This is a genomic window from Roseateles sp. (genome assembly GCF_965229315.1).
GTDB lineage: Bacteria > Pseudomonadota > Gammaproteobacteria > Burkholderiales > Burkholderiaceae_C > Pelomonas.
Window position 1 is genome coordinate 2539618 of sequence record NZ_CBDDJA010000002.1, and the last position, 23409, is coordinate 2563026.

The 23409-nt window shown below is 69.7% G+C and carries 21 protein-coding genes; 13 read left to right on the forward strand and 8 right to left on the reverse strand.

The window, feature by feature from the left end:
- Nucleotide 1 precedes the first annotated feature (1 nt).
- The 8 genes from ACO07H_RS16675 to ACO07H_RS16710 all read right to left on the reverse strand — a co-directional run bounded on the left by ACO07H_RS16675 (nucleotide 2) and on the right by ACO07H_RS16710 (nucleotide 8005).
- Nucleotides 2-1309: a DUF3422 family protein gene (locus ACO07H_RS16675; protein ID WP_422016139.1), complete on the reverse strand. Its 1308-nt coding sequence runs from the start codon at nucleotides 1307-1309 to the stop codon at nucleotides 2-4.
- Between the two features lie 20 nt (nucleotides 1310-1329).
- Complete coding sequence (locus ACO07H_RS16680) at nucleotides 1330-1632, reverse strand: high-potential iron-sulfur protein (protein WP_422016141.1); 303 nt, start codon at nucleotides 1630-1632, stop codon at nucleotides 1330-1332.
- Complete coding sequence (locus ACO07H_RS16685; RefSeq protein ID WP_422016143.1) at nucleotides 1629-1937, reverse strand: hypothetical protein; 309 nt, start codon at nucleotides 1935-1937, stop codon at nucleotides 1629-1631. Before ACO07H_RS16685 ends, ACO07H_RS16680 begins: the two co-directional genes overlap by 4 nt.
- Nucleotides 1937-3130 carry a geranylgeranyl diphosphate reductase gene (locus ACO07H_RS16690; protein ID WP_422016145.1) on the reverse strand — a complete coding sequence of 398 codons (1194 nt, stop codon included), beginning with the start codon at nucleotides 3128-3130 and terminating at the stop codon, nucleotides 1937-1939. The genes ACO07H_RS16685 and ACO07H_RS16690 overlap by 1 nt, the downstream gene beginning before the upstream one ends.
- The gene (locus ACO07H_RS16695; RefSeq protein ID WP_422016147.1) at nucleotides 3127-4443 is read right to left on the reverse strand and encodes a BCD family MFS transporter; all 1317 of its coding nucleotides are present in this window, start codon (nucleotides 4441-4443) and stop codon (nucleotides 3127-3129) included. Before ACO07H_RS16695 ends, ACO07H_RS16690 begins: the two co-directional genes overlap by 4 nt.
- Nucleotides 4440-5318, reverse strand: a complete 879-nt coding sequence (gene chlG, locus ACO07H_RS16700) for a chlorophyll synthase ChlG (protein WP_422016149.1) — start codon at nucleotides 5316-5318, stop codon at nucleotides 4440-4442. The genes ACO07H_RS16695 and chlG overlap by 4 nt, the downstream gene beginning before the upstream one ends.
- A gap of 134 nt (nucleotides 5319-5452) precedes the next feature.
- Nucleotides 5453-6817, reverse strand: coding sequence for a transcriptional regulator PpsR (gene ppsR / locus ACO07H_RS16705; protein WP_422016151.1), 1365 nt, complete (start codon nucleotides 6815-6817; stop codon nucleotides 5453-5455).
- A gap of 183 nt (nucleotides 6818-7000) precedes the next feature.
- Nucleotides 7001-8005, reverse strand: coding sequence for a cobalamin B12-binding domain-containing protein (locus ACO07H_RS16710; protein WP_422016153.1), 1005 nt, complete (start codon nucleotides 8003-8005; stop codon nucleotides 7001-7003).
- A gap of 306 nt (nucleotides 8006-8311) precedes the next feature.
- Here ACO07H_RS16710 and bchF point away from each other — a divergent pair, with 306 nt between their 5' ends.
- From bchF to ACO07H_RS16775, 13 genes are read left to right on the forward strand one after another with little or no spacing between them, the layout of a single operon-like run.
- On the forward strand, nucleotides 8312-8842 hold the full coding sequence (bchF, locus tag ACO07H_RS16715; RefSeq protein ID WP_422016155.1) for a 2-vinyl bacteriochlorophyllide hydratase: 531 nt from the start codon (nucleotides 8312-8314) through the stop codon (nucleotides 8840-8842).
- A complete protein-coding gene (locus ACO07H_RS16720; RefSeq protein ID WP_422016157.1) occupies nucleotides 8839-10122 on the forward strand; it encodes a ferredoxin:protochlorophyllide reductase (ATP-dependent) subunit N in 1284 nt (427 codons plus the stop codon). Before bchF ends, ACO07H_RS16720 begins: the two co-directional genes overlap by 4 nt.
- Nucleotide 10123: 1 nt before the next feature.
- The gene (gene bchB / locus ACO07H_RS16725; protein WP_422016159.1) at nucleotides 10124-11689 is read left to right on the forward strand and encodes a ferredoxin:protochlorophyllide reductase (ATP-dependent) subunit B; all 1566 of its coding nucleotides are present in this window, start codon (nucleotides 10124-10126) and stop codon (nucleotides 11687-11689) included.
- Between the two features lie 10 nt (nucleotides 11690-11699).
- On the forward strand, nucleotides 11700-15497 hold the full coding sequence (locus ACO07H_RS16730; protein ID WP_422016161.1) for a magnesium chelatase subunit H: 3798 nt from the start codon (nucleotides 11700-11702) through the stop codon (nucleotides 15495-15497).
- A 2-nt stretch (nucleotides 15498-15499) separates the two neighbouring features.
- Nucleotides 15500-16405 (forward strand): ferredoxin:protochlorophyllide reductase (ATP-dependent) iron-sulfur ATP-binding protein, encoded by a 906-nt coding sequence (gene bchL / locus ACO07H_RS16735; protein WP_422018649.1) that lies wholly within the window; start codon nucleotides 15500-15502, stop codon nucleotides 16403-16405.
- Nucleotides 16405-17106: a magnesium protoporphyrin IX methyltransferase gene (gene bchM / locus ACO07H_RS16740; RefSeq protein ID WP_422016163.1), complete on the forward strand. Its 702-nt coding sequence runs from the start codon at nucleotides 16405-16407 to the stop codon at nucleotides 17104-17106. The genes bchL and bchM overlap by 1 nt, the downstream gene beginning before the upstream one ends.
- Nucleotides 17103-18560, forward strand: a complete 1458-nt coding sequence (locus ACO07H_RS16745) for a BCD family MFS transporter (RefSeq protein WP_422016165.1) — start codon at nucleotides 17103-17105, stop codon at nucleotides 18558-18560. Before bchM ends, ACO07H_RS16745 begins: the two co-directional genes overlap by 4 nt.
- A 9-nt stretch (nucleotides 18561-18569) precedes the next feature.
- The gene (gene puhA / locus ACO07H_RS16750) at nucleotides 18570-19325 is read left to right on the forward strand and encodes a photosynthetic reaction center subunit H (protein ID WP_422016167.1); all 756 of its coding nucleotides are present in this window, start codon (nucleotides 18570-18572) and stop codon (nucleotides 19323-19325) included.
- A complete protein-coding gene (gene puhB / locus ACO07H_RS16755) occupies nucleotides 19322-20035 on the forward strand; it encodes a photosynthetic complex putative assembly protein PuhB (protein WP_422016169.1) in 714 nt (237 codons plus the stop codon). Before puhA ends, puhB begins: the two co-directional genes overlap by 4 nt.
- 9 nt (nucleotides 20036-20044) lie before the next feature.
- On the forward strand, nucleotides 20045-20515 hold the full coding sequence (gene puhC, locus ACO07H_RS16760; RefSeq protein WP_422016171.1) for a photosynthetic complex assembly protein PuhC: 471 nt from the start codon (nucleotides 20045-20047) through the stop codon (nucleotides 20513-20515).
- Complete coding sequence (gene acsF, locus ACO07H_RS16765; protein ID WP_422016173.1) at nucleotides 20499-21575, forward strand: magnesium-protoporphyrin IX monomethyl ester (oxidative) cyclase; 1077 nt, start codon at nucleotides 20499-20501, stop codon at nucleotides 21573-21575. The genes puhC and acsF overlap by 17 nt, the downstream gene beginning before the upstream one ends.
- Nucleotides 21576-21597: 22 nt before the next feature.
- Nucleotides 21598-22365 (forward strand): putative photosynthetic complex assembly protein PuhE, encoded by a 768-nt coding sequence (puhE, locus tag ACO07H_RS16770; protein WP_422016175.1) that lies wholly within the window; start codon nucleotides 21598-21600, stop codon nucleotides 22363-22365.
- A gap of 28 nt (nucleotides 22366-22393) precedes the next feature.
- Nucleotides 22394-23317 (forward strand): alpha/beta fold hydrolase, encoded by a 924-nt coding sequence (locus ACO07H_RS16775; RefSeq protein ID WP_422016177.1) that lies wholly within the window; start codon nucleotides 22394-22396, stop codon nucleotides 23315-23317.
- Nucleotides 23318-23409: the final 92 nt, after the last annotated feature.

Below are 23409 nucleotides of genomic sequence, written 5' to 3' on the forward strand. Positions count from 1 at the left end.
TTCAGGTGGCCTCGTGTTCACTGGCATGCCGCCGCGCGCGGTGCACGGCGCTGTAGGCCAGCACCGCCAGCACGGGCACGCTCAGGCCGACGAACAGGTCGACGTTCAACGGCAGGCCCAGCGAGCGCCCGCCCTTGACGACGTAGCCGACGACGCCGGCCATGTAGTAGACGATGGCCGCAATCGACAGGCCTTCGACCGTCTGCTGCAGGCGCAGCTGCAGCTTGGCGCGCCGGTCCATGGAGGCCAGCAGCGCGTGGTTCTGGTGCTCGCGGGCGATGTCCACGCGGGTGGACAGCAGGTGGCTGGCCTGGGCCACGCGCTCGGAGAGGTCGTGCAGGCGCTGCGACACGGTGGCGCAGGTGGCCACGGCCGGCGTGAAGCGGCGCGACATGAACTCGTCCAGCGTCTGCAGGCCGCTCAGCCGGCGCTCGCGCAGCTCGGCGATGCGGGTGCGCACCAGGTCGGCGTAGGCGCGGCAGGCGCCGAAGCGGAACTGGCTGGCCGACAGGCCGCTCTCCACCTCGGTGGCCAGGCGCATCAGCTCCTGCAGCAGGGTCTCGTCACGGCTGCCGTCGCGGGCGCTGTCGGCAGCAATGCTGTCGGTGAGGCTGGCCAGCGCGCGCTCGATGGCCAGGATGCGCGGCGACAGTCGGCGCGCCACCGGGAAGGCGAGCAAGGCCATCATGCGGTAGGCCTCGATCTCGAACAGCCGCTGCAGCATGCGGCCGGCCATCAGCGGCGTGAAGCCCTGGTCCACCAGCAGGATGCGGCCGAAGCCGTCGGCATGGATCAGGAAATCGGAATACGCCAGGCCGGCGCCGTCGCCCACAGCGCTGCCGACGACCGGATGGCCGGCGAAGAAGTCCTGCTGCAGGTCAGGCAGGCTCGGCGCATCCTCGGCCTGCAGCAGCTCGGCGTGGCCGGCATAGACCGTCATGCCGGGCACACCGGCCAGCCAGCCCGATGGCAGCTGGGCCGCCGGCGGATCGGCGAAGGCCGGCGCGTCGTGCGCGGCCGTCTGCACCGCCATCAAGGTGTAGCTGGAAAACTCGCCGTGGCGCTCCCACTTGAGCCGCACGCCGCCGATGCGGCCGCTCCAGTGGACCGCCTCGGCCACCGGTGCCGGCAGGCCATGCGCACGGCACAGCCGGGCCAGATGCGCCAGCTCGCGCTCGCGCTCGTCGGCATCCACCAGCACGGCCACATAACTCGCACGACCCGGCGCGGCCAGCGGCTCGGAGGGGCGTGCATGCACCTCCAGCGAGAGGGCCGCTCGCTCGGGGAGATCGGCGGGCAACAGCCTCATGCGGAGGTGGACTCAGCCACTCAAGGCTTCTTGACGTACGCGGTGCACCACCCCTTGGCCGACACCTGCTTGCCGGCAAAGATCGGACACGGGCCCGACGCGGCGCCGGCCTTGCCCTGGAACAGGGCGCAGTTGCCGCAGGCGGAGCCGGCCACGTACTTGGGCTGCTTGGCCTTGTCGATCTTGGACGCGTCGGCGTGGTAGCCCAGCGATGCGGCCGTCGGGTCCTTCTCGTCGACCATGGCCTGGGACCAGGCCTTGCCGGCCAGCAAGCCAGCGCCGGCCAGCGGTACCAGGCGGATGAAACTGCGACGTGTGTTCATGGGGATTGCCTTCCTTGCCCGAGGGGCTGGGTGGGTGTGAAAAGTCCGGGGTGATGTCGGCGCGCCAGCAGGTCCAGCAGATGGGACACACCGGCAGCGGCCAGGCAGAGAACGATCCAGGCGGGCTGCGCGCCGACAAGGCTCAGGCGCAACGCCAGGGTCAGGCTCAACCCAGCCAGCAGATTGGGCGCCAGCTTTGTAAAGCGCATGCGACGCCACACCGAAAGCCACAGCAATTCGATCAGGCTGACCGCCAGCACCAGGTCCACCAGGTGCAGCAGCGTGCTGTCGGTGAGGAAGTCCATCAGACGCGCGCCAGGCCGAGCAGGTGGGCCATGTCCTTGAAGAAGATGCGCGCATGCGCCATCGGCCTGGCGCGCACGAGGCGCTTGTGCATGTAGGCGTCGAAGGTGAGCTGCTGCACGTCGCGGTCGCGGCAGATGCTCACGAACCGCTCGCGGCGCTTGTCGCTGCTGTACCAGAAGCGCTGCATGATGCCCAGGATCCAGAACACCCGGCCATGCTCGCGCATGAAGCGCTTGCGCGCCAACGCCAGGGACTTCACGTTGCCCGTCTGCAGCAGCTGCTGCACGGCTTCGGCGGCCAGGCGCCCGCCCAGCATCGCGTAATAGATGCCCTCGCCGGAGGCGGGTGCGACGACGCCGGCCGCGTCGCCCGCCAGCACGACATCGCGCCCGTTGTCCCAGCGCGGCAGCGGCTTCATGGGGATGGGCGCGCCCTCGCGGCGCAGCGTGCGCGCGTGGGCCAGGCCCGCCGACGCGCGCAACTGCATGACGCCGCGGCGCAGCGAGAAGCCCTTGTCCGCGCTGCCGGTGCCGATGCTCACGCTCGCGCCGTGCGGGAACACCCAGCCGTAGAAGTCGGGGGACAGCTCGCCGCGGTAGTGCACCTCGCAGCGGCTGCCCAGGTAGCCGGCCGGAGTTTCGTCCGGCACGGCGACGATCTCGTGATACGCGAACACGAAACGACCCTGGTCGGCACCGGGCACGGCCTGCTGCGCCACGCGCGAGCGGGCACCATCGGCACCGATGACGGCGCGGGTGCGCAGGCTTTGCGGGCCGCCGTCTGCGCTGTAGTGCACGACGCTGATGCCGTCCGCGTCGCGGTCCAGGCGCTCGAAGCTGCCCTCGCGCCGCTCGGCCCCGTGCGACGCGGCGCGCTCGCGCAGCCACTCGTCGAACTGCGCACGGTCCACCATGCCGACGAAACCGCCTTCGATGGGGATGTCGACGTTGACCGCCCGCGGCGAGATCATGCGCGCGGCCGTGGCGCGCGCCACCAGCATCTCGTCGGGGATGGCGAAGTCGGCGATCAGGCGCGGCGGGATGGCGCCGCCGCAGGGCTTGATGCGGCCGGCGCGGTCCAGCAGCAGCACGCGCAGGCCCTGCGTAGCCAGGTCATCGGCGGCCGTGGCACCGGCGGGGCCGCCGCCGACCACCACCACGTCGTAATCCACCGCTTGATGAGGCAGGTTCATAGCGCCCTTTCCAGTGAGCCGAGGAACACCGGGCGCGGCGCGGCGCGAGACTCCACCCGGGCGGCCAGCCGGGCCGCGCAGATGAACAGCACCGCATCGAGCAGGAAGACCAGTGCGTAGGCCAGGCCCGCGTCCGCGATCAGCCAGCGCGTCAGGTCGCTGGCCGCCGTGCCCAGCACGCCGCCCAGCGCAAAAGCCATCGCCTGCGCCGCGCCCCACAGGCCCATGCGCACGCCCTCGTGCCCCGCCTCGCCCGCCCCGGCCAGGCCCATCATGGAACCGATGGCGGCGATGGAGAACGCACCGGTCGCCAGCCCCAGCACGAACACATTGGCCCGCAGCGGCCAGGCCGGGCCGACGAGGCCGGCGCAGACCAGGCCGCCCAGCGCAAGCGCGGAGGCCACGCAGCCCCACACGGTCCAGGTGCGCAGCGTGCCCCACTGGCGGCCGGCCCAGCGGCTGCCGGCCGCGGCGGCCAGCAGCATGCCCACCAGCGCACCGCCATGCTGGGCGGCCGAGAGCTTCGTGGTGGCGCCGGGCGTCAGGCCGAACACCAGGCCGGCGAAGGGCTCCAGGATCAGGTCCTGCATGCTGAAGGCCAGCATGGAGACGAAGACGAACACCGTGAAGCGGCGAGCGCGCGGCTCGGCCCAGGCGTCGGCCAGCGCCTGCTTGAAAGGCACCGGCGCGTTGGAAGCAGCAGGGGCGGACTGTGCCGGCCCTTCCAGGCCGATCAGCGCAAGCACGGTCATCACCACGGCCGACAGCGCCACGCCGCCCGCCACCCACAGCAGGCGCGCGGGCGAGAAGGGGTCGAGCAGGCTGCCGGCCACGCCCGCCGTCACGACGAAGCCGGCGATCATCATGATCCACACGGTGGTGGCCGCTGCGGCCCGGCGCTCCGGCACGACGCGCTTGGCCAGCAGCACCAGCAGCGAGGTGCCGCTGGCCGCCACACCCAGCCCGATCAGCGTGTAGGCCAGCAGCGCGAGCGCAATGCCTGCCGCCGGGCTGCTGCCCATCCACACCGTGGCCAGCGCCGCCAGCCAGCCGCCTGCGGCCAGCGTGAGCATGCCGCCGATGATCCACGGCGTGCGGCGCCGACCCAGGTCAGAGCCGTGGCCCATGCGCGGGCGGCTGACCTGCACGACATAGTGCAGCGCCAGCAGCAGGCCCGGCAGCAGCGCCGGCAGGGCCATCTCCACGACCATCACGCGGTTCAGCGTCGAGGTCGTCAGCACGACGATGGCGCCCAGGCCGGATTGCACGAGCCCCAGGCGCAGCACGCCGCCCCAGCCGAAGTGGCCGCTCATGACACGATCCCGCGCAGCGCGAACGCGCTGACCAGCATGCCCGACACGTACAGCGGCACGCCGGCGCCGCTGTACCAGACGGCGCGCGCCAGCGGCTGGGCGATGAAGCGCTTCATCATCAGCAGTTGCACCACCAGCAGGCCGGCCACCGCCAGGCCGTGCCAGCCCTGGCCCCAGTGCCACAGCAGCAGCGCGACGATGGCCTGCGGCGTGGCCATGACGATGCTGGCCACGTAGGCGGCCGAGCCCGCGCCCAGCATGACGGGCAGCGAGTCGATGCCCATCTGCTGGTCGCCCTTGATGGACTTGAAGTCGTTCAGCGTCATGATGCCGTGCGCCCCGGCGCTGTAGAGCAGGGCCAGCACCAGCGATCGCCCATCCGGCCACTGGCCCATGGCCATCACGGCCGCGCCGGTGATCCAGGCCAGCCCCTCGTAGCACAGGCCGCAGGCGGCATTGCCCCACCAGCCATTGCGCTTCAGGCGCAGCGGTGGTGCGCTGTAGGCCCAGGCCAGCAGCAGACCGAAGCCGGCTGCCGCGAAGCCCGCAGGGCCCAGCTGCCAGGCCAGCAGCAACGACAGCAGCGTCCAGATGATGGCGATGTACAGGCCCCAGTGGCCGGGCATGCGGCCCGACGGGATGGGGCGCTGCGGCTCGTTGATGGCGTCGACATGGCGGTCGAACCAGTCGTTGACGGCCTGGCTGGTGGCGCAGACGAACGGCCCCGCCAGCAGCACGCCCGCCACGATCAGCGGCCAGCGCCCTTCGGCCGGCATCCCCGAGGCCACGACACCGCAGCTGAAAGCCCACATCGGCGGAAACCAGGTGATGGGCTTGAGCAGTTCGGCGACGGCCGAAAGAGCGGGGCGCTGCATGCAGCCTATTCTGGGCTGACGCAGTAAGATGTCAAGCTAGATTTACACTTACCTGGCATCGACGCTGTTGTCGTGCCGCCGAGGCGCTGCCCCTGCGTCGGCAGCGCGGTAGGCGCGAACCGGACGAGGGGTCGTCAGTCCCCTTGGATACCGTAGCGGCGCAGCTTGACGTACAGGCTCTGGCGGGACAGGCCCAGCATCTCGGCCGCCGATGCACGGTTGTCGCGGGTCAACTCCAGCGCGGCCTCGATGCACAGGCGCTCGATCAGGTCCGTCGTCTCGCCGACGATGTCCTTCAGCGGCAGCCGCCCGACCAAGCCGGTGAGTTGCTCGGCCGAGCGCGGCAGCTGGCGGCTGGAGCGCCCGTCGGTGGGCAGCCGACGCGCCACGTCGCGGATCGAGAAGCCCAGGCAGGCCTGCGGGCCGTCCGGCACCGCCACGGCCGAAATCTCGACGGCGCCGGGCTCGCCGTAGCCGCTGCGCAGCGTGGTGGGGAAGAGGCGCAGCACGCCGTGCTGGCGCAGGTTGCCGATCAGCACGTTCAGGTCCACCGACGAGCGGCCCAGCCAGCGGTCCAGCGATTGCCCCTGCACCGACTCGCCGGGCGCCAGCTGCAGCATGTCGCTGAACGCCTGGTTGGCGCTGATGATGCGGCCCTGCATGTCGGTCAGCACGAAGGCATCGGGCATCGCGTTGACGACGTTCAACAGCGAGGGCACCTCGGCTGCACGGTTCAACGGCTGGCCCGCAGCGGCGACGTTGGCGGGCGACAGTCGCACCAGCAGCGAGGTCGTGCTGTCCTGCTTGAAGACGGTGGCGGCGAGCTTCAGCTCGGTGGTGCCATTGGCCAGGCGCACCAGCATGTCCTCGCTGCGGCCGGCACTGCGCGCCTGCGAGAACTTGGCATAGGACTCGGCCTGGCTCTCCACCGCCAGCAGCTCGGTGAAGCTGCGGCCGACGATGCGCTTGGTCGAGTCGCCCAGCACCCGGGCCGCGGCGGCGTTGTGCTCGAAGACGACCAGCGAGTTCGCGTCGAGCACCAGCACAGCCTCGTCGACGGCCTCGAACAGCAGCCGGTAGCGCGCTTCGGTGTGCCGCAGCCGAAGGTAGTCGCGCTCCATCGACTGCTGGGCATCCACCAGCCGCTGCTGCACGGCTGCGACCTCGCGCAGGTCGCGGCCGAGAGCCAGCACGCGGCCCTGAACGCCCATAGGCACGATGCTGTAGCTGACCGGCAGGTCGACGCCCCCGGCCAGCGGGTGGTTGACCTGGCGCTCGGGGCGCGAGCCCTGGTTCTCGGGACCGGCACCGCCGGCGGCGGCGGCCAGCATGGAGTTGACCTTGGCGCGGTTCTCGATGGTGACCGTCTCGACCCAGCGCCGCCCCACCCACTGGCGCAGTTCGCCAAGCTCCCGGGTGTGGCTGGTGCCCAGGGAGATGTCTCGGATCACACCTTGGCCGTCCAGCACCAGGGCCAGATCGGCTGACGCGGCAACCACCGCCGCCAGGACGTCAGCGTTCAGATCAGCGAAGTAAAGCTCAGGCGCTTCAAACAGCTGATCGGTGGCCGATGTGCCAAGGTTGTGCATCGCGCTCCCTGAGTTGCAAGGGGCAGCACAGGATGCCGCCGAAAGACATGAAAAACGGTCCGTTTCGGCGGCGGGATGTACTGCGGGGTGGTGTCAAGCTCGCTTGACGCGCTGGCTGACACCGCAGCGAGCGGCTTCCACCGCGCTGCAGGCCTCGCTGGCCATCGCATCGGCCCCACACAGCGCCGCCAGGTCCGGCAATTGGGCCGCCATCGGCCCTCCCACCATCACGAAAACATCGCGATTGGCCGACGCTTCTCGCATGTCAAGGATAGCAGACGCTACGTGAGGGATGCTGTCGCCTGTCGCGATTGACAGTCCGAACATGTCGAACCAGTTGCCTGTGAGGCGGCGCTGTAGATCGGTCCAACTGGCCTTGGGCTCGCATTCGACATCCCAGCCGGCCCGGCTGAAGAACTCGGCCGCCATGACGACACCAAATGTGTGCTGCGCGCCCGGCACGGCGGCCAGCAGGGCGCGGTGGCTGTCGGCGTCGGGCCGGACCACGGGGTTGAAACGGCTGCCCTGCTCGTGCAGCACCCGCTGCAGGCGCCACAGGCCGATCGTGACCTGCGAGAAGTCGTAGCGGTCGTCCTCCCACATCTCTCCCATCCAGCGGGCGCAGGGCGCCAGCAGGTCCAGGAAGACCTGCTCCTGCGACGCGCCGGCGTCCAGCAGCGCCCGCACGTAGCTGCTGGCACTGTCGGCATCGCCTTCAGCGGCCAGGCGGGCCAGCGTGTGCACGTGCTCCGTCGTCAACGCGAGCGCCGGCAGCGGCGGGCGGTCTTGCAGCGGTTGCGCGCTGTGCATCAGCATCAGCCGCGGGATGATCTCCAGCTCGACGATGCGCGAGAGCTGCAGGTCCTGCGACGTGTTGCTGGACACCAGGTGCGGTGAACTCAGCGGCGGCCGCTCGTCGTCGCCCAGCGGCGCGAGTTGGGCCGACAGCTCGGCACTCTTGACCGCCAGCATCTCGGCCAGCGTCAACGGGTCGGCCTGGAAGCGCACCTCACCCTTTGCCGTGCTACGGGAAGCCGCGGCCATGGCACGCGGCGCTTGCTGGCGCTTGGCCAGCCGATTGATCGTCCATCCAGCCACCACGTATCTCCTCGTGGGCTGGTTGGCAGCAAGGGTTCCCTGTGAGCGGCCGGAGATCATCGGCTCCGGTCCTCGGCGCTGGGCAGCGTCAGAAATCGCTACTGCTAACCGTTTTTGTTTGCTTGATCTGCGTTCTTGTTGAGGACTGCGACGCTTCAGTCAGCTTGCGTTGACAGGGCGCCTGAAGCAATGTCGGCGTCGTGCGGGCCGGCGTCAAGCTGATTTTCCCCATTGGGCGATAAATGTCTAGTTTTGTTTACGTCAATTCCGATTGACAGTCGTAATTCAGGGGCCTAGATTCGCCCCATGCTCAACCAAGCCGCCTCGCCCACCGTTCTGAGGCAGAGCCCGCGCCCCGCCCGCGCGCCGCTGTACACCCCGCAGGAGCGTGAGCGCCGCGATGCCAGCGTCTGGACGCTGATCCAGGGTGTGCTGGCTCCGGTGCAGTTCCTGGTCTTCATCGTCAGCCTCGTGCTGGTGCTGCGATTCCTGATGACGGGCCAGGGCGAGCAGGCCGCCGCGCTGTCCGTGCTGGTCAAGACCTTGACGCTCTACACCATCATGGTGACGGGCTGCATCTGGGAGAAGGTGGTCTTCGACCGCTGGCTGTTCGCCCCCGCCTTCTACTGGGAAGACATGTTCAGCATGCTGGTGCTGGCCCTGCACACCGCCTACGTGGTGGCCTGGTTCACCGGCTGGCTCAGCACGCCGCAGCAGATGTGGCTGGCGCTGGCGGCCTACGCCAGCTACGCCATCAATGCGACGCAGTTCATCCTGAAGCTGCGCGCCGCGCGGCTGGACCACGCGGCCAGCATGGCGGCGGGAGCACGAGCATGAGCGCGGTCATCCCCATCCAGGCCGACCGTGGCTGCACCGACGCCCCCGTGCTGATGGAGCGCGGCCAGCGCGAGGTGTTCTGCGGCCTGACCGGCATCATCTGGCTGCATCGCAAGATGCAGGACGCCTTCTTCCTGGTGGTGGGATCACGCACCTGCGCGCACCTGATCCAGTCGGCGGCCGGCGTGATGATCTTTGCCGAGCCGCGCTTCGCAACCGCCATCCTGGACGAGCGTGATCTTGCCGGCCTGGCCGATGCGCAGGACGAGCTGGACCGCGTGGTGCAGCGGCTGCTGGAGCGCCGGCCCGATATCCGCCTGCTGTTCCTGGTGGGCTCCTGCCCATCGGAAGTCATCAAGCTGGACCTGTCCCGTGCCGCCGCCCGGCTCAGCCAGCGCTTCATTCCCCAGGTGCGGGTGCTGAACTATTCGGGCAGCGGCATCGAGACCACCTTCACGCAGGGCGAGGATGCCTGCCTGGCCGCGCTGGTACCCGTGCTGCCCGTCTCCACCCGGCAGCACGAGCCCGAGTTGCTGATCGTCGGCGCGCTGGCCGATGTGGTGGAAGACCAGTTCAGCCGCCTGTTCCAGACCATGGGCCTGAAGCGCTTCGCCTTCTTCCCGTCGCGCAACTCCACCACGTTGCCCGCCGTCGGCCCCAACACCCGCTTCCTGCTGGCCCAGCCCTTTCTCGGCGACACCGCCAAGGCGCTGGAATCACGCGGCGCCACGCGAGTCGCCAGCCCTTTCCCGCTTGGCGCCGAAGGCAGCGCTGCATGGATGCACGCCGCAGGCTCAGCGATGGGCGTGCACGCCGACACCGTCGAACAAGCCATCGCACCAGCCCGCAAGCGAGCCGAGCAGGCCCTGGCCGCGCATCGCACGTCGCTGGCCGGAAAAAGCATCTTCTTCTTCCCCGACTCTCAACTGGAAGTACCGCTGGCGCGCTTCCTGTCACGCGAGCTGGGCATGCGGCTGACCGAGGTGGGATCGCCTTACCTGCACCGCCAGCACCTGGCCGAAGAGCTGGCCTGGCTGCCCGCCGGCACGCAGCTCTCCGAAGGCCAGGACGTGGAAAAGCAGCTGGACCGCTGCCGTGCTGCGGCACCTGACATGGTCGTCTGCGGCCTGGGGCTGGCCAACCCGCTGGAGGCCGAAGGCTTCACGACCAAGTGGTCCATCGAGCTGGTGTTCACGCCCATCCAGGGCTTCGAGCAGGCCGGCGATCTCGCGGGGCTGTTCACCCGCCCGCTCACGCGTCGAACCCTTTTGGCGGCCTGACATGCAATTGACGCTCTGGACCTACGAAGGCCCGCCGCACGTCGGCGCGATGCGCATCGCCACGGCCATGCGCGGTGTGCACTACGTGCTGCACGCGCCGCAGGGCGACACCTACGCGGACCTGCTGTTCACGATGATCGAGCGCTCCAACAAGCGCCCGCCGGTCACCTACACCACGTTCCAGGCGCGCGACCTGGGCGGCGACACGGCACAGCTGTTCAAGGACGCCGCGCGCGACGCCTACGCGCGCTTCCAGCCGCAGGCGATGCTGGTGGGTGCCTCCTGCACCGCCGAGCTAATCCAGGACGACCCAGGCGGCCTGACGCAGGCGTTGGCCCTGCCGGTGCCGGTGATCCCGCTGGAGCTGCCGGCCTACCAGAAGAAGGAGAACTGGGGCGCGGCCGAAACCTTCTACCAACTGGTGCGCCACCTGGCGGTCAAGCCGACCGAGCCGCGCGTGAAGGGCAACCAGCCGCGCTGCAACATCCTCGGCCCGACGGCCCTGGGCTTTCGCCACCGCGACGATGTGCGCGAAATCCGGCAGCTGCTGGCGCTGATCGGTGTGGCGGTCAATGTGGTGGCGCCGCTCGATGCCTCACCCGCCGACCTCGCGCGACTGGCCGACGCCGACTTCAACGTCGTGCTCTACCCCGAGGTCGCCCACCAGGCGGCGGGCTGGATGACGCGCAACCTCGGCCTGCCGGCCACCAAGACCATCCCCATCGGCGCCCCAGCCACGCGCGAGTTCATCCGCGAAGTCGCGACGCTGGCGGGCATCGACCCCGACATGGCCGCGGCCGAAGCGCAGTCGCGCTCGCCCTGGTACGCCAAGTCGGTGGACTCCAACTACCTGACCGGCAAACGCGTCTTCGTGTTCGGTGACGCCACGCATGCCATTGCCGCCGCGCGCGTGGCCGCCCGCGAGTTCGGCTTCAAGGTCGTGGGCCTGGGCAGCTACAGCCGCGAGTTCGCGCGCGACGTGCGCGAAGCCGCCGCGCTGTACGGCGTCGAGCCGCTGATCAGCGACGACTACCTGGAAGTGGAAGCGGCAATAGCCGCCGCCGGCCCCGAGCTGGTGCTGGGCACGCAGATGGAGCGCCACATCGCCAAGCGCCTGGGCCTGCCCTGCGCGGTGATCTCGGCCCCCGTGCACGTGCAGGACTTCCCGGCGCGCTACTCGCCGCAGATGGGCTTCGAGGGCGCGAACGTGCTGTTCGACACCTGGGTCCACCCGCTGATGATGGGCCTGGAGGAACACCTGATCGGCATGTTCCGGGGTGACTTCGAGTTCCACGAGGACGCCGCGCCGTCGCACCTCGGCGGCCCGGCCATCCAGGCTCCGACAGCCCCGGCGCTGATCGAAGTTCAGACACAACACAACGAAGAAAGCCCAGCTGCCGCGATCCCGGCAGCCTGGGCACCAGATGCCGAGAAGGAGCTCCGCAAGATCCCCTTCTTCGTGCGCGGCAAGGCTCGCCGCAACACCGAGGCGTATGCACTCAGCATGAGCGTGCCGGTGATCACCGTAGAGACACTCTATGACGCCAAAGCGCACTTCAGCCGATAGGGCGAGCAGCATGAACGTGGTCATCGTGACCATGGACAGCCACCTCGCCAGCGCCACCGAACGCGCCAACGTCACGCTGTCCAAAGCCCTCCCCGGCCTGCGCCTGACCGTGCACGCCGCTGCCGAATGGGGCGACAACCCCACGGCCCTGGCCCGCTGCAAGGCCGACATCGCCACGGGTGACATCGTCATCGCGTCCATGCTCTTCCTGGAAGACCATTTCACGCCCATCCTGCCGGACCTGCAGGCGCGCCGTGAACACTGCGACGCCATGGTCTGCGCGATGTCCGCCGCAGAGGTCACCAAGCTGACCCGCATGGGCCGCTTCGACATGTCCGCCCCGGCCACCGGCGCCATGGCCTTCCTGAAGCGGCTGCGCGGCAAGCCGCCGGGCAAGGACGATGGCAACAAGGGCAAGGGACAGGGAACAGCCGGCGCGCAGCAGATGAAGACGCTGCGCATGCTGCCCAAGATCCTGCGTTTCATTCCCGGCACGGCGCAGGACGTTCGCGCCTACTTCCTGACGCTGCAGTACTGGCTGGCGGGCTCGCAGGACAACATCGACAACATGGTGCGCCTGCTCGTGGAGCGCTACGCCGACGGGCCGCGCAAGGCGATGCGCCTGACCGCCAAGCCGCAGCAGCCCATCGAGTACCCCGAGGTGGGGCTCTACCACCCGCGCATGACCCACCCCAGCGCCGTGGGCCTGATGGCCACCGCGCTGGACGCCCTGCCCAAGGTCGCCACCACGGGCACGCGTGGCACCGTGGGCCTGCTGCTGATGCGCTCCTATGTGCTGGCCGGCAATGCCGACCACTACAACGGCGTCATCACGGCGCTGGAGGCGCGCGGCCTGCGCGTCATCCCGGCATTCGCCACCGGCCTCGACCAGCGCCCGGCCATCGCCGCCTATTTCCACGGCGCGGACGGCCGCACGCAGATCGACGCGCTGGTGTCGCTAACCGGCTTCTCGCTGGTGGGCGGCCCGGCCTACAACGACGCCAAGGCGGCCGAGGACATCCTCGCTGCGCTGGACGTGCCCTACCTGGCCGTGCACCCGGTCGAATTCCAGACGCTGGACCAGTGGGGCGGCTCACAGCGCGGGCTGCTGCCGGTGGAGTCCACCATCATGGTGGCCATCCCCGAGCTGGACGGTGCCACGGGCGCGATGGTGTTCGGCGGCCGCGCCAACGCCACCCACATCGCCTGCACCGGTTGCAGCCATGCCTGCCGCTTCGAGAACGAGGTGGACTCGCACGACATGCACAGCTGCATCGAGCGCGCCGATGCGCTGGCCGCCCGCGTGGGCAAGCTGGTGGACCTGCGCCGCAGCGAGCGCGCCGAACGCCGCGTGGCGGCGGTCGTCTTCAACTTCCCGCCCAATGCCGGCGCCACCGGCACGGCGGCCTTCCTGTCGGTGTTCGAGTCGCTGTTCAACACGATGGCCGCAATGGCCCGCGAGGGCTACACGGTGGACATGCCCGCGTCGGTCGACGCGCTGCGCGACAGCATCATCACCGGCAACGCCGCGCGCTTCGGCGCGATGGCCAATGTGCACCATCGCATCCCCGCCAACGAGCACCTGAAGCGCGAGAAGTACCTGAAGGAAATCGAAGCCCAGTGGGGTCCGTCGCCCGGCAAGCAGCAGAGCGACGGCAGCCACATCTTCGTGCTGGGCGAGCGCTTCGGCAATGTCTTCGTCGGCATCCAGCCCGCCTTCGGCTACGAGGGCGACCCGATGCGGCTGCTGTTCGAGCAGGGCTTTGCGCCCACGCATGCGTTCTCGGCCTTCTACCGCTGGCTGCGCGAGGACTTCGCCGCCCATGCCGTGCTGCACTTCGGCACCCACGGCGCGCTGGAGTTCATGCCCGGCAAGCAGGCCGGCATGTCGGCCCGCTGCTGGCCGGACCGCCTGATCGGCGACCTGCCCAACCTGTACCTCTACGCCTCCAACAACCCGTCGGAGGGCACCATCGCCAAGCGCCGTGCCGCCGCCACACTGATCAGCTACCTCACGCCACCGGTGGCCGAGGCGGGCCTCTACAAGGGCCTGGTCGAGCTGAAGGAAACGCTGGCGCGCTACCGCAGCCTGGAGCCTGAAGCTCAAGTCGAGCGCGACGAGCTGAGCCTGATGATCCAGGCCCAGGCCGCCGAGTTTGACCTCGCCACCGCCGAGCCGCCGTGGGGCGCCGCCGCCGAAGACCGCATCGCGCGGCTCAACGACGCGGTGCTGGAGGTCGAGTACACGCTGATCCCGTACGGCCTGCACGTGGTCGGCCAGGCGCCCAGCCCGGCGGAGCGGGTCGACCTGTTGATGTCCTGCGCCGAGGCCTCGCACGGCGTCAAGCCGCAGCGCGCCGTCATCGAGGCGCTGGTGGCCAACGGCATGCCCACGTCGGATGACGACCTGGAAGACCTCGCGCTGCTGCAGCAGTTGAGCGAGATGGACCAGCTGATGGCCGAGGACCGCGAGATCGACGGCATCCTGCGCGCGCTGGACGGCCGCTTCCTGCGCCCCGCCCCCGGCGGCGACGTGCTGCGCACGCCCGCCGTGCTGCCCACGGGCCGCAACCTGCACGGCTTCGACCCCTTCCGCATCCCCAGCGCCTACGCGGTGAAGGACGGCTTCGCCCAGGCGCAGCGCCTGCTGGACAAGCACATGAGCGCCGGCAACGCGCTGCCCGAGTCCATCGCCATGGTGCTGTGGGGCACCGACAACCTCAAGAGCGAAGGCGGCCCCATCGCCCAGGTGCTGGCGCTGATGGGCGCACGCCCCCGCTTCGACAGCTACGGCCGCCTGGCCGGTGCCGAGCTGATACCGCTCATCCAATTGGGCCGGCCGCGCATCGACGTGGTCATCACGCTGTCGGGCATCTTCCGCGACCTGCTGCCGCTGCAGATCAAGCTGCTGGCCGAAGCCGCCTTCCTGGCGGCGCAGGCCGACGAGCCGCTGGAACAGAACTTCATCCGCCAGCACGCGCTGGCCTTCCAGGCCCAGCACGGCGGCGACCTGGAGACCGCCTCGCTGCGTGTCTTCGGCAATGCCGAGGGTGCTTACGGCGCCAACATCAACAGCCTGATCGACAACAGCCGCTGGGAAGACGGCGACGAGCTGGCCGAGACCTACAGCCGCCGCAAGGGCTTTGCCTACGGCCGCGCGGGCCGCCCGGTGCAGCAGGCGGCCCTGCTGCAAAGCGTGCTGGCCGACGTGCAACTGGCCTACCAGAACCTCGACTCGGTGGAGCTGGGTGTCACCACGGTGGACACCTACTTCGACACGCTCGGCGGCGTCAGCCGCGCGATCAAGCGCGCCAAGGTCCGCAAGGACGGTGACGGCGCACAGATGGCCCCGGTCTACATCGGCGACCAGACGCGCGACAGCCTGGGCGGCGGCGCGGTGCGCACGCTCAGCGAGCAGGTGGCGCTGGAGACCCGCACGCGCATGCTCAACCCCAAATGGTACGAGGGCATGCTCAAGCATGGCTACGAGGGCGTGCGCCAGATCGAGGTGCACGTGACCAACACCATGGGCTGGTCGGCCACGACCGGCCAAGTGGCACCCTGGGTCTATGAACAGCTCAGCGCCACCTTCATGCTCGATCCGGCCATGCGCGAACGCCTGGCCCAGCTGAACCCCACCGCCTCAGCGCGGGTCGCCAACCGGCTGCTGGAAGCGTACGAGCGCGACTACTGGCAGCCCGATGCCGACACCCTTGAAGCCCTGCGCCAGGCCGGCGACGAATTGGAAGACCGCCTGGAAGGCGTCACTTCCACAGCGAATTCCGCGAAAGAAAAGGCAGCCGCATGAACATGGTCACCGAAGTCCCGATCCAAGAGATCGGCAACCGACGCCAACCCGATGGCACCGGCAGCGTGCAGGTGCAGATGGACCCCACCGTGCAGATCGGCACCGCCAAGTGCTTTGCGATCTACGGCAAGGGCGGCATCGGCAAGAGCACCACGTCCAGCAACCTCTCCGCCGCGTTCTCCAAGCTGGGAAAACGCGTGCTGCAGATCGGCTGCGACCCCAAGCATGACTCCACCTTCACGCTGACCAAGAAGATGCTGCCCACCGTCATCGACGTGCTGGAGACGGTCAACTTCCACGCCGAGGAACTGCGCGTCGAGGACTTCGTCTTCGAGGGCTACAACGGCGTGATGTGCGTGGAAGCCGGCGGGCCGCCCGCGGGCACCGGCTGCGGCGGCTACGTGGTGGGCCAGACGGTCAAGCTGCTGAAGGAGCACCACCTGCTGGAAGACACCGACGTGGTGATCTTCGACGTGCTGGGGGATGTCGTCTGTGGTGGGTTTGCCGCTCCCCTGCAGCACGCCGACCGCGCGCTGATCGTCACGGCCAACGACTTCGATTCCATCTTCGCGATGAACCGCATCGTGCAGGCTATCGGCGCCAAGGCCAAGAACTACAAGGTGCGGCTGGGCGGTGTCATCGCCAACCGCAGTGCCGCCACCGACCAGATCGACAAGTACAACGACAAGATCGGCCTGAAGCTCGCGGCGCACTTCCCGGACCTGGACGTCATCCGCCGCAGCCGGCTGAAGAAATCGACGCTGTTCGAGATGGAGCCATCGCCAGAGCTGGAGAAGGTGCAGGCCGAGTACCTGCGCCTGGCCGCCACGCTGTGGCTGGGCGGCGAGCCCTACACCTGCGTGCCGATGAAGGACCGCGACATCTTCGACCTGCTCGGATTCGACTGATGAACACCTCCAACTACACCGAACGCCGCGGCGAGATCGAGACCTACTTCGACCGCACCGCGGTCGACGCGTGGGCCAGGCTGACCTCCGACGCCCCCGTGGGCCGCGTGCGCGCCACCGTGCGCGCCGGCCGTGACCGCATGCGCGCCACGCTGCTGTCCTGGCTGCCCGAGGACCTGCGCGGCCGCCGGCTGCTGGATGCCGGCTGCGGCACCGGGGCACTCGCCGTGGAAGCCGCACGGCGCGGCGCCGAGGTGCTGGCCATCGACCTGTCACCCACGCTGGTGGACCTGGCCCGGGACCGCCAGCCCGTATTCAGCAGCGGCGGCCGCATCGACTTCCGCTGCGGCGACATGCTGGACCCGGCGCTGGGCGAGTTCGACCACGTGGTGGGCATGGACTCGCTGATCCACTACGAACCTGCCGACGCGGTCGAGGTGATCGCCGGTCTGGCCCAGCGCACGCGCCACTCGCTGCTGTTCACCTTCGCGCCCAGCAGCCCCGCGCTGGAGTTGTTCAAGGCAGCCGGCAAGCTGTTCCCGCGCGGCAATCGCTCGCCGTCCATCGTGCCGGTGGCCGAGCGCGCGCTGCACCGCAGGCTGGACGCGCACCCGCGCCTGCTGGCCTGGGACATCGGCCGCAGCCAGCGCATCGCCAGCGGCTTCTACACCTCGCAGGCCATGGAGCTGGTGAAGCCATGAAATCGGTCCTGCAGCTCAACCAGCGGCTGGCTGGCAAGTGGTCCAAGCTGAGCGTGGAGTTCCTGCCGTTCGCCGACGTCGCGACCACGGAGCTGCCACTGTCCCGGCTGCTGCGGCTGGCGCTGTTCCAGGTGTCCGTGGGCATGGCCTACGCGCTGCTCGTCGGCACGCTGAACCGGGTCATGATCGTCGAGCTGGGCGTTTCGGCCTGGCTGGTGTCGCTGATGGTGGCGCTGCCACTGCTGGCCGCGCCCTTTCGCGCCATGGTGGGCTACCGCTCGGACACCCACCTGTCGGCCCTGGGCTGGCGGCGCGTGCCCTACCTGTGGTTCGGCTCACTGCTGCAGTTCGGCGGGCTGTCCATCATGCCGTTCGCGCTGATCCTGCTGCAGCCGGGCGCGGGCGCCGAGGCGCAGCCGGGCGGCGTGGTGCTCGGCCATCTGGCCGCGGCGCTGGCCTTCGTCATGGTGGGCGCCGGCATGCAGACGACGCAGACCGCCGGCCTGGCCCTGGCCACCGACCAGGCCCGCCCCGACACGCGCCCGCGCGTGGTGGCGTTGATGTACGTGATGCTGCTGCTGGGCATGGTGCTGGCCAGCGTGGTGTTCAGCGTCGTGCTGCAAAGCTTCTCGCCGACGCGGCTGGTGGGCGTGGTGCAGGGGGCGGCCATCATGACCATGCTGCTCAACACCGTGGCGCTGTGGAAGCAGGAGGCGCGCGGCAGCGTCAGGCGCGAGCCCGATGCGGCGCCGCAGGAACCCTTCCGCCAGGTGTGGCGCCGCTTCGCCGCGCAGCGCAACACGCGCCGCTTCCTCGTCGCCGTTGCCATGGGCACGGCCGCGTTCAACATGCAGGACATCGTGCTGGAGCCCTACGGCGGCGCGATCCTGAAGCTGTCGGTGGCCTCCACCAGCTTGCTGACGGCCGGCATGGCGATGGGCTCCTTCGTCGCGTTCGCCATCGCCGCGCGGCTGCTGCAGCGCGGCTTCGACGCCTACCGGCTGGCATCCATCGGCCTGCTGATCGGCATCTGCGCGTTCTCGGCCGTCATCTTCGCGGCGCCATTGGACTCGGGCCTGCTGTTTCGCTTCGGCAACTTCCTCATCGGCCTGGGCGGCGGGCTGTTCGCAGTCAGCACGCTGGTGGTGGCGATGGGGCTGGAGACCCGCGGCTGCGCCGGCCTCGCGCTGGGGGCCTGGGGCGCCATGCAGGCCAGTGCCGGCGGCCTGGCCGTGGCGCTGGGCGGCACGCTGCGCGACGGCTTCGAGGCGCTGGCCTCACACGGCTGGCTGGGTGCGGCCATGTCCGAGCCGCAGGTGGCCTACAGCGTCGTCTATCACCTGGAGATCGCGCTGCTGTTCGGCACGCTGATCGCCATCGGTCCCCTGGTGCGCCCCGCCGGCGCACCCCGTTCGTCACGCCAGCGCTTCGGGCTGGCCGAGTTCCCAGGCTAGGAGGCCTCCATGCAAACCGGTGCCATCACAGGCTATATCGACGTCGCCCAGCTCGTGCTCTACGCGTTCTGGATCTTCTTCGCAGGACTGATCTACTACCTGCACCGCGAGAACAAGCGCGAAGGCTATCCGCTGGAGTCGGACCGCTCCGCCGCCATCACCGTGCAGGGCTGGCCCGCCATCCCCGAGCCCCGCACCTACCGGCTGGCCAACGGCGACACGTTCCAGGCGCCCAACCAGCGACTGGACAACCAGCCGCCGGTGCACGAAGGCGCGTACCGCGGCTCGCCGTTGCAGCCCACGGGCGACCTGCTGCTGGCCGGCGTGGGCCCCGGCAGCTGGAGCAACCGCGCCGACGTGGCCGACGTGACCTATGAAGGCCTCGTCAAGATCGTGCCGCTGCGCGTGGCGGCGGGCTTCGGCATCGCCCACCAGGACGTCGACCCGCGCGGCCTGCCGGTGCTCGGTGACGACGGTGTCGAGGGCGGCCGGGTCGTGGACCTGTGGGTGGACCGCTCGGAGATGCTGTTCCGCTACCTGGAGGTGGAGGTGGACGGCGGCGGCCGGGTGCTGCTGCCGATGAACTTCGCCCGCGTCGAGCAGCGCCGCATCCGCGTCAAGTCCATCCTCAGCCACCAGTTCGCCCGCGTGCCCAAGACGCGCCTGCCCGACCAGGTGACGCTGCTGGAAGAAGAAAAGATCATGGCCTACTACGGCGCCGGCACGCTCTACGCGACGCCCGGCCGCCAGGAGCCGCTGCTGTGAAGGCCGTCGCCTCCCTGGTCGACCTGCTGGCGCCGGAGCATGAGCACGAGTTCGAGGCCGCCCACGGCCTGCCCGAGGCCCTGCCGGCCAACGAGGTGCAGCTGTGGCAGGGCAACCCCGACGCGTGGCTGCTGGCCCGCCAGGCGCTGCATGTGGACCTGCTGCTGGTCTATTTCGGCACCCTGCTCGCCTGGCGCGGCGTCGGCAGCGCCTACGACGGCGCGACCTTGGGCCAGACACTGATGGCCATGGCCGGCATGCTGCCGCTGATCGTGCTGGCCCTGGGCCTGCTGGGCGGCATTGCCTGGCTGATGGCACGCACGACGGTCTACACCATCACCAACAAGCGCGTCGTCATGCGCGTGGGCGTGGTGCTGAGCATCACGTTCAACCTGCCCTTCGCGCAGATCGCCTCCGCCGGCTGGCGCGGGCGTCGCGGGGACGGTGGCGACATCGTGCTCGACCTGGCCGGCACCGACCGCATCGCCTACCTGCACCTGTGGCCGCATGCGCGGCCCTGGCAGCTCAAGCGCACCCAGCCAATGCTGCGCGGATTGCGCAACGCGAAGGCCGTCGCGCAGACGCTGGCCACCGCGCTGCAGCAGGCCGAGGCGGCCCGCCACGCGCTGCCCCAGCGCGCCGTGGGCGCCGTCGACATGCGCAGCGGCGTACCCGCCCTGGTCGCCAAGCCGCTCGCTCACGCAGCGTAAGGAATCCTCATGAACGCAAGCCTGCAAGCCAAGCTGCCCATCGTCCCGCTGGCGGCCATGGCGGCCCTGGTGCTGAGCTGCCTCGTCGGCGTCAGCGCCGTGCGCCTGTCCGGACTGAGTGCGGTGCAGCAGGCCGACGCGGCCACGCTCTCCACGCGCCAGCTGCGCTTCGAAGACCGCGACGACGGCAGCATCGCCGTGCTCGACGCCGGCAGCGGCGCGCTGCTGACCACCGCCGCGCCCGGCACCAACGGCTTCCTGCGCAGCACCATGCGCGGGCTGGTGCGCGAGCGCAAGCGCCAGGGCCTCGGGCCCGAGACGCCGTTCGAGCTGCTGGGCCGCGCGGACGGGCGGCTCACGCTGGTCGACCCGGGCACTCACCGGCGCATCGACCTCGAATCCTTTGGGCCCACCAACTCGGCCGTGTTCGCCCAACTGCTGCCCGCCGCTTCCGGAGCCGATCATGTCGCACAGCGCTGAACTGCACAGCCCCGAGGACGCCGCCCGCCTGGCCAAGGCCGAGACGGTGCTGACCCCGCGCTTCTACAAGACCGACTACGCCGCCATGGACCGGCTCGACATGAGCCCCATCCGCGCCGAGTGGGACGCGATGCTGGCCGAGTACGAGGGCGACAACAACCACGACCACTTCCAGCGCGGCCCCGAGTTCGCCGCCGAGGTGGCCGAGCTGTCCGCGCAATGGTCGCCGCAGCTCAGGCGCGACTTCCAGGAGTTCCTCGTGAGCTCGCTGACCAGCGAGTACTCCGGCTGCGTGCTCTACAACGAGATCCAGAAGCACGTCAGCAACCCCGACATCAAGCAGCTGATGCGCTACATGACGCGCGACGAATCGCGCCACGCCAACTTCCTGAACCAGTCGCTGAAGGACTTCGGCCTGGGCGTGGACCTCGTCAACCTCAAGCAGAGCAAGGCCTACACCTACTTCAAGCCCAAGTACATCTTCTACGCGACCTACCTGTCCGAGAAGATCGGCTACGCCCGCTACATCAGCATCTACCGCCAGCTGGAGCGCCACCCCGAGAAGCGCTTTCACCCGATCTTTCGCTGGTTCGAGCGCTGGTGCAACGACGAGTTCCGCCATGGCGAGTCCTTTGCGCTCATCATGCGCGCCCAGCCCGGGCTGCTGCAGGGCGCCAACAAGCTGTGGATCCGCTTCTTCCTGCTGGCCGTCTACGCCACCATGTACGTGCGCGACCACACGCGCCCCTGGCTCAGCGAGGCCCTGGGCATGGACCCGACCGACTACGACTACCGCGTGTTCGACATCACCACCGAGATCACCCGGCAGGTCTTCCCGCTGAGCCTTGACACCGACCACCCGGTCTTTCGCGCCGGCATGGACCGCCTGTGCGACATCTCGGCCGCCGCCGAACGCGCCAAGGCACGCGGGGGCCTGGTCGGGCGCCTGCAGCAGGGCCTGTGCGCCGCGCGCGCCGCGCTGTGCTTCGGGCGGCTGTACCTGCTGCCCACCAAGTCCCACGAACTGCCGCGCGACATGCGTGTGGCACCGAGCTGGTAAGAGCACCCACGGAGCCTTGGCGATGCAACACGGCTGGCCCGCCCTCTACACGCTGCTGCTGTGGTGGTTCAGCACGGGCGTGATCCTGTACCTCAACGGCCTGCCCCGGGCCACGCACAAATGGACGATGGCCGCGGCCACCGTGCTGCTGGGCGTGTCGCTGCTGGGCGTGGCGGTGTCGGCATCCGACACGCGCGTCACCGGGGCGTATCTGGCCTTCACCGCTGCGCTGATGGTCTGGGCCTGGCAGGAAATCGGCTTCCTGCTCGGCTACGTGACCGGCCCCCGCCGCCGGGCCTGCCCGCCGGGCGCGCGCGGCTGGCGGCGCGTCGGTCACGCCATCATGGCCATCCTGTACCACGAGCTCGCGCTGATCGTGCTGGGTGCGGCCATCCTGCTGCTGACCTGGCAGCAGCCCAACCAGCTCAGCGCTTGGACCTTCGGCGTGCTGTGGCTGATGCGCCTGTCGGCCAAGCTGAACGTCTTCCTGGGTGTGCGCAACCTCAACGAGCAGTTCCTGCCCGAGCACCTGCGCTACATGCACAGCTACTTCCGGCAAAGGCCCAGCAACGCGCTGTTCCCGGTCAGCGTCATCGCCGTCACGGCGCTGGCGGCGGCGGCCTGGCACAGCGCGGTGTCGATGAGCTTCGCGGCCTTCGAGGTCACCGCCTGCAGCTTCGTCGCCATGCTGCTCAGCCTCGCGCTGCTGGAGCACTGGTTCATGGTGCTGCCGCTGCCCAGCGAGAAGCTCTGGGACTGGGGCATGCGCTCGCGCGCGCCCCACGCCTGAACCCGTGCGCCGGAAATTCGGTGGGGCCATGATCATCATCGTGGCGGCACTGCTCGGCCTGGCCGCCTGGGCCTGGACGCCCGACCTGCCGCAGGCCGAGCTGGACGCGAGATACCTGCGCCAGGCCAGCGACCGCATCGAGCTGCGCGCGCTGCCCGGCGTGCAGCTGCATGTGCGCGACAGCGGCGCTCCCCATGACAACGGCGCCGCACCGCCGCTGTTGATGCTGCACGGCTTCGGCGCCAGCCTGCACACCTGGGAACCCTGGGCCGAGGCGCTGGCCGAGCAGCACCGCGTGATCCGCCTCGACCTGCCCGGCAGCGGCCTGAGCCCGCCGGACCCCAGCGGGGTCTACACCGACGACCGCACCGAACGACTGCTGCTGGCGCTGCTGGACCAGTTGCAGTTGAGCCGGGTGACGCTGATCGGCCACTCCATCGGCGGTCGCATCGCCTGGCGTTTCGCGGCCGACCACCCCGAGCGCGTCGCACGGCTGGTGCTGATCGCGCCCGACGGCTTCGCCAGCCCCGGCTTCGAGTACGGCAAGGCGCCCGAGGTGCCGGCCAGCTTCAGGCTCATGACCCACGTGCTGCCCAAGCCGCTGCTGCGCATGAGCCTGGCGCCGGCCTATGCCGACCCCGAAGCGCTCAACGACCGGCTGGCGCAGCGTTACTTCGACCTGATCCGCGCGCCCGGCGCCCGCACGGCGCTGCTCGAACGCATGCGGCAGACCGTGCTGACCGACCCGCGCCCGCAACTGCGCCGGATCACGGCGCCAACGCTGCTGCTCTGGGGCGAACAGGACGCCATGATCCCGTTCAGCAACGCGGCCGACTACGTCGCTGCCCTCCCCCACGTGCGGCTCGTCGCCCTGCCCGGCATCGGCCACCTGCCGCAGGAAGAGCAGCCGGGTCGCGGCCTGGCGGCCTTGCGGGCGTTTCTGCAGGAGTGACAGGCCGGGGCAGTGACGCGCCGGGCTCGTGCTGCTGGCGCGACTGGATGCCGACAGCAGTCGGCCACAGCGGCAACCTGCGGTGGGTGCCG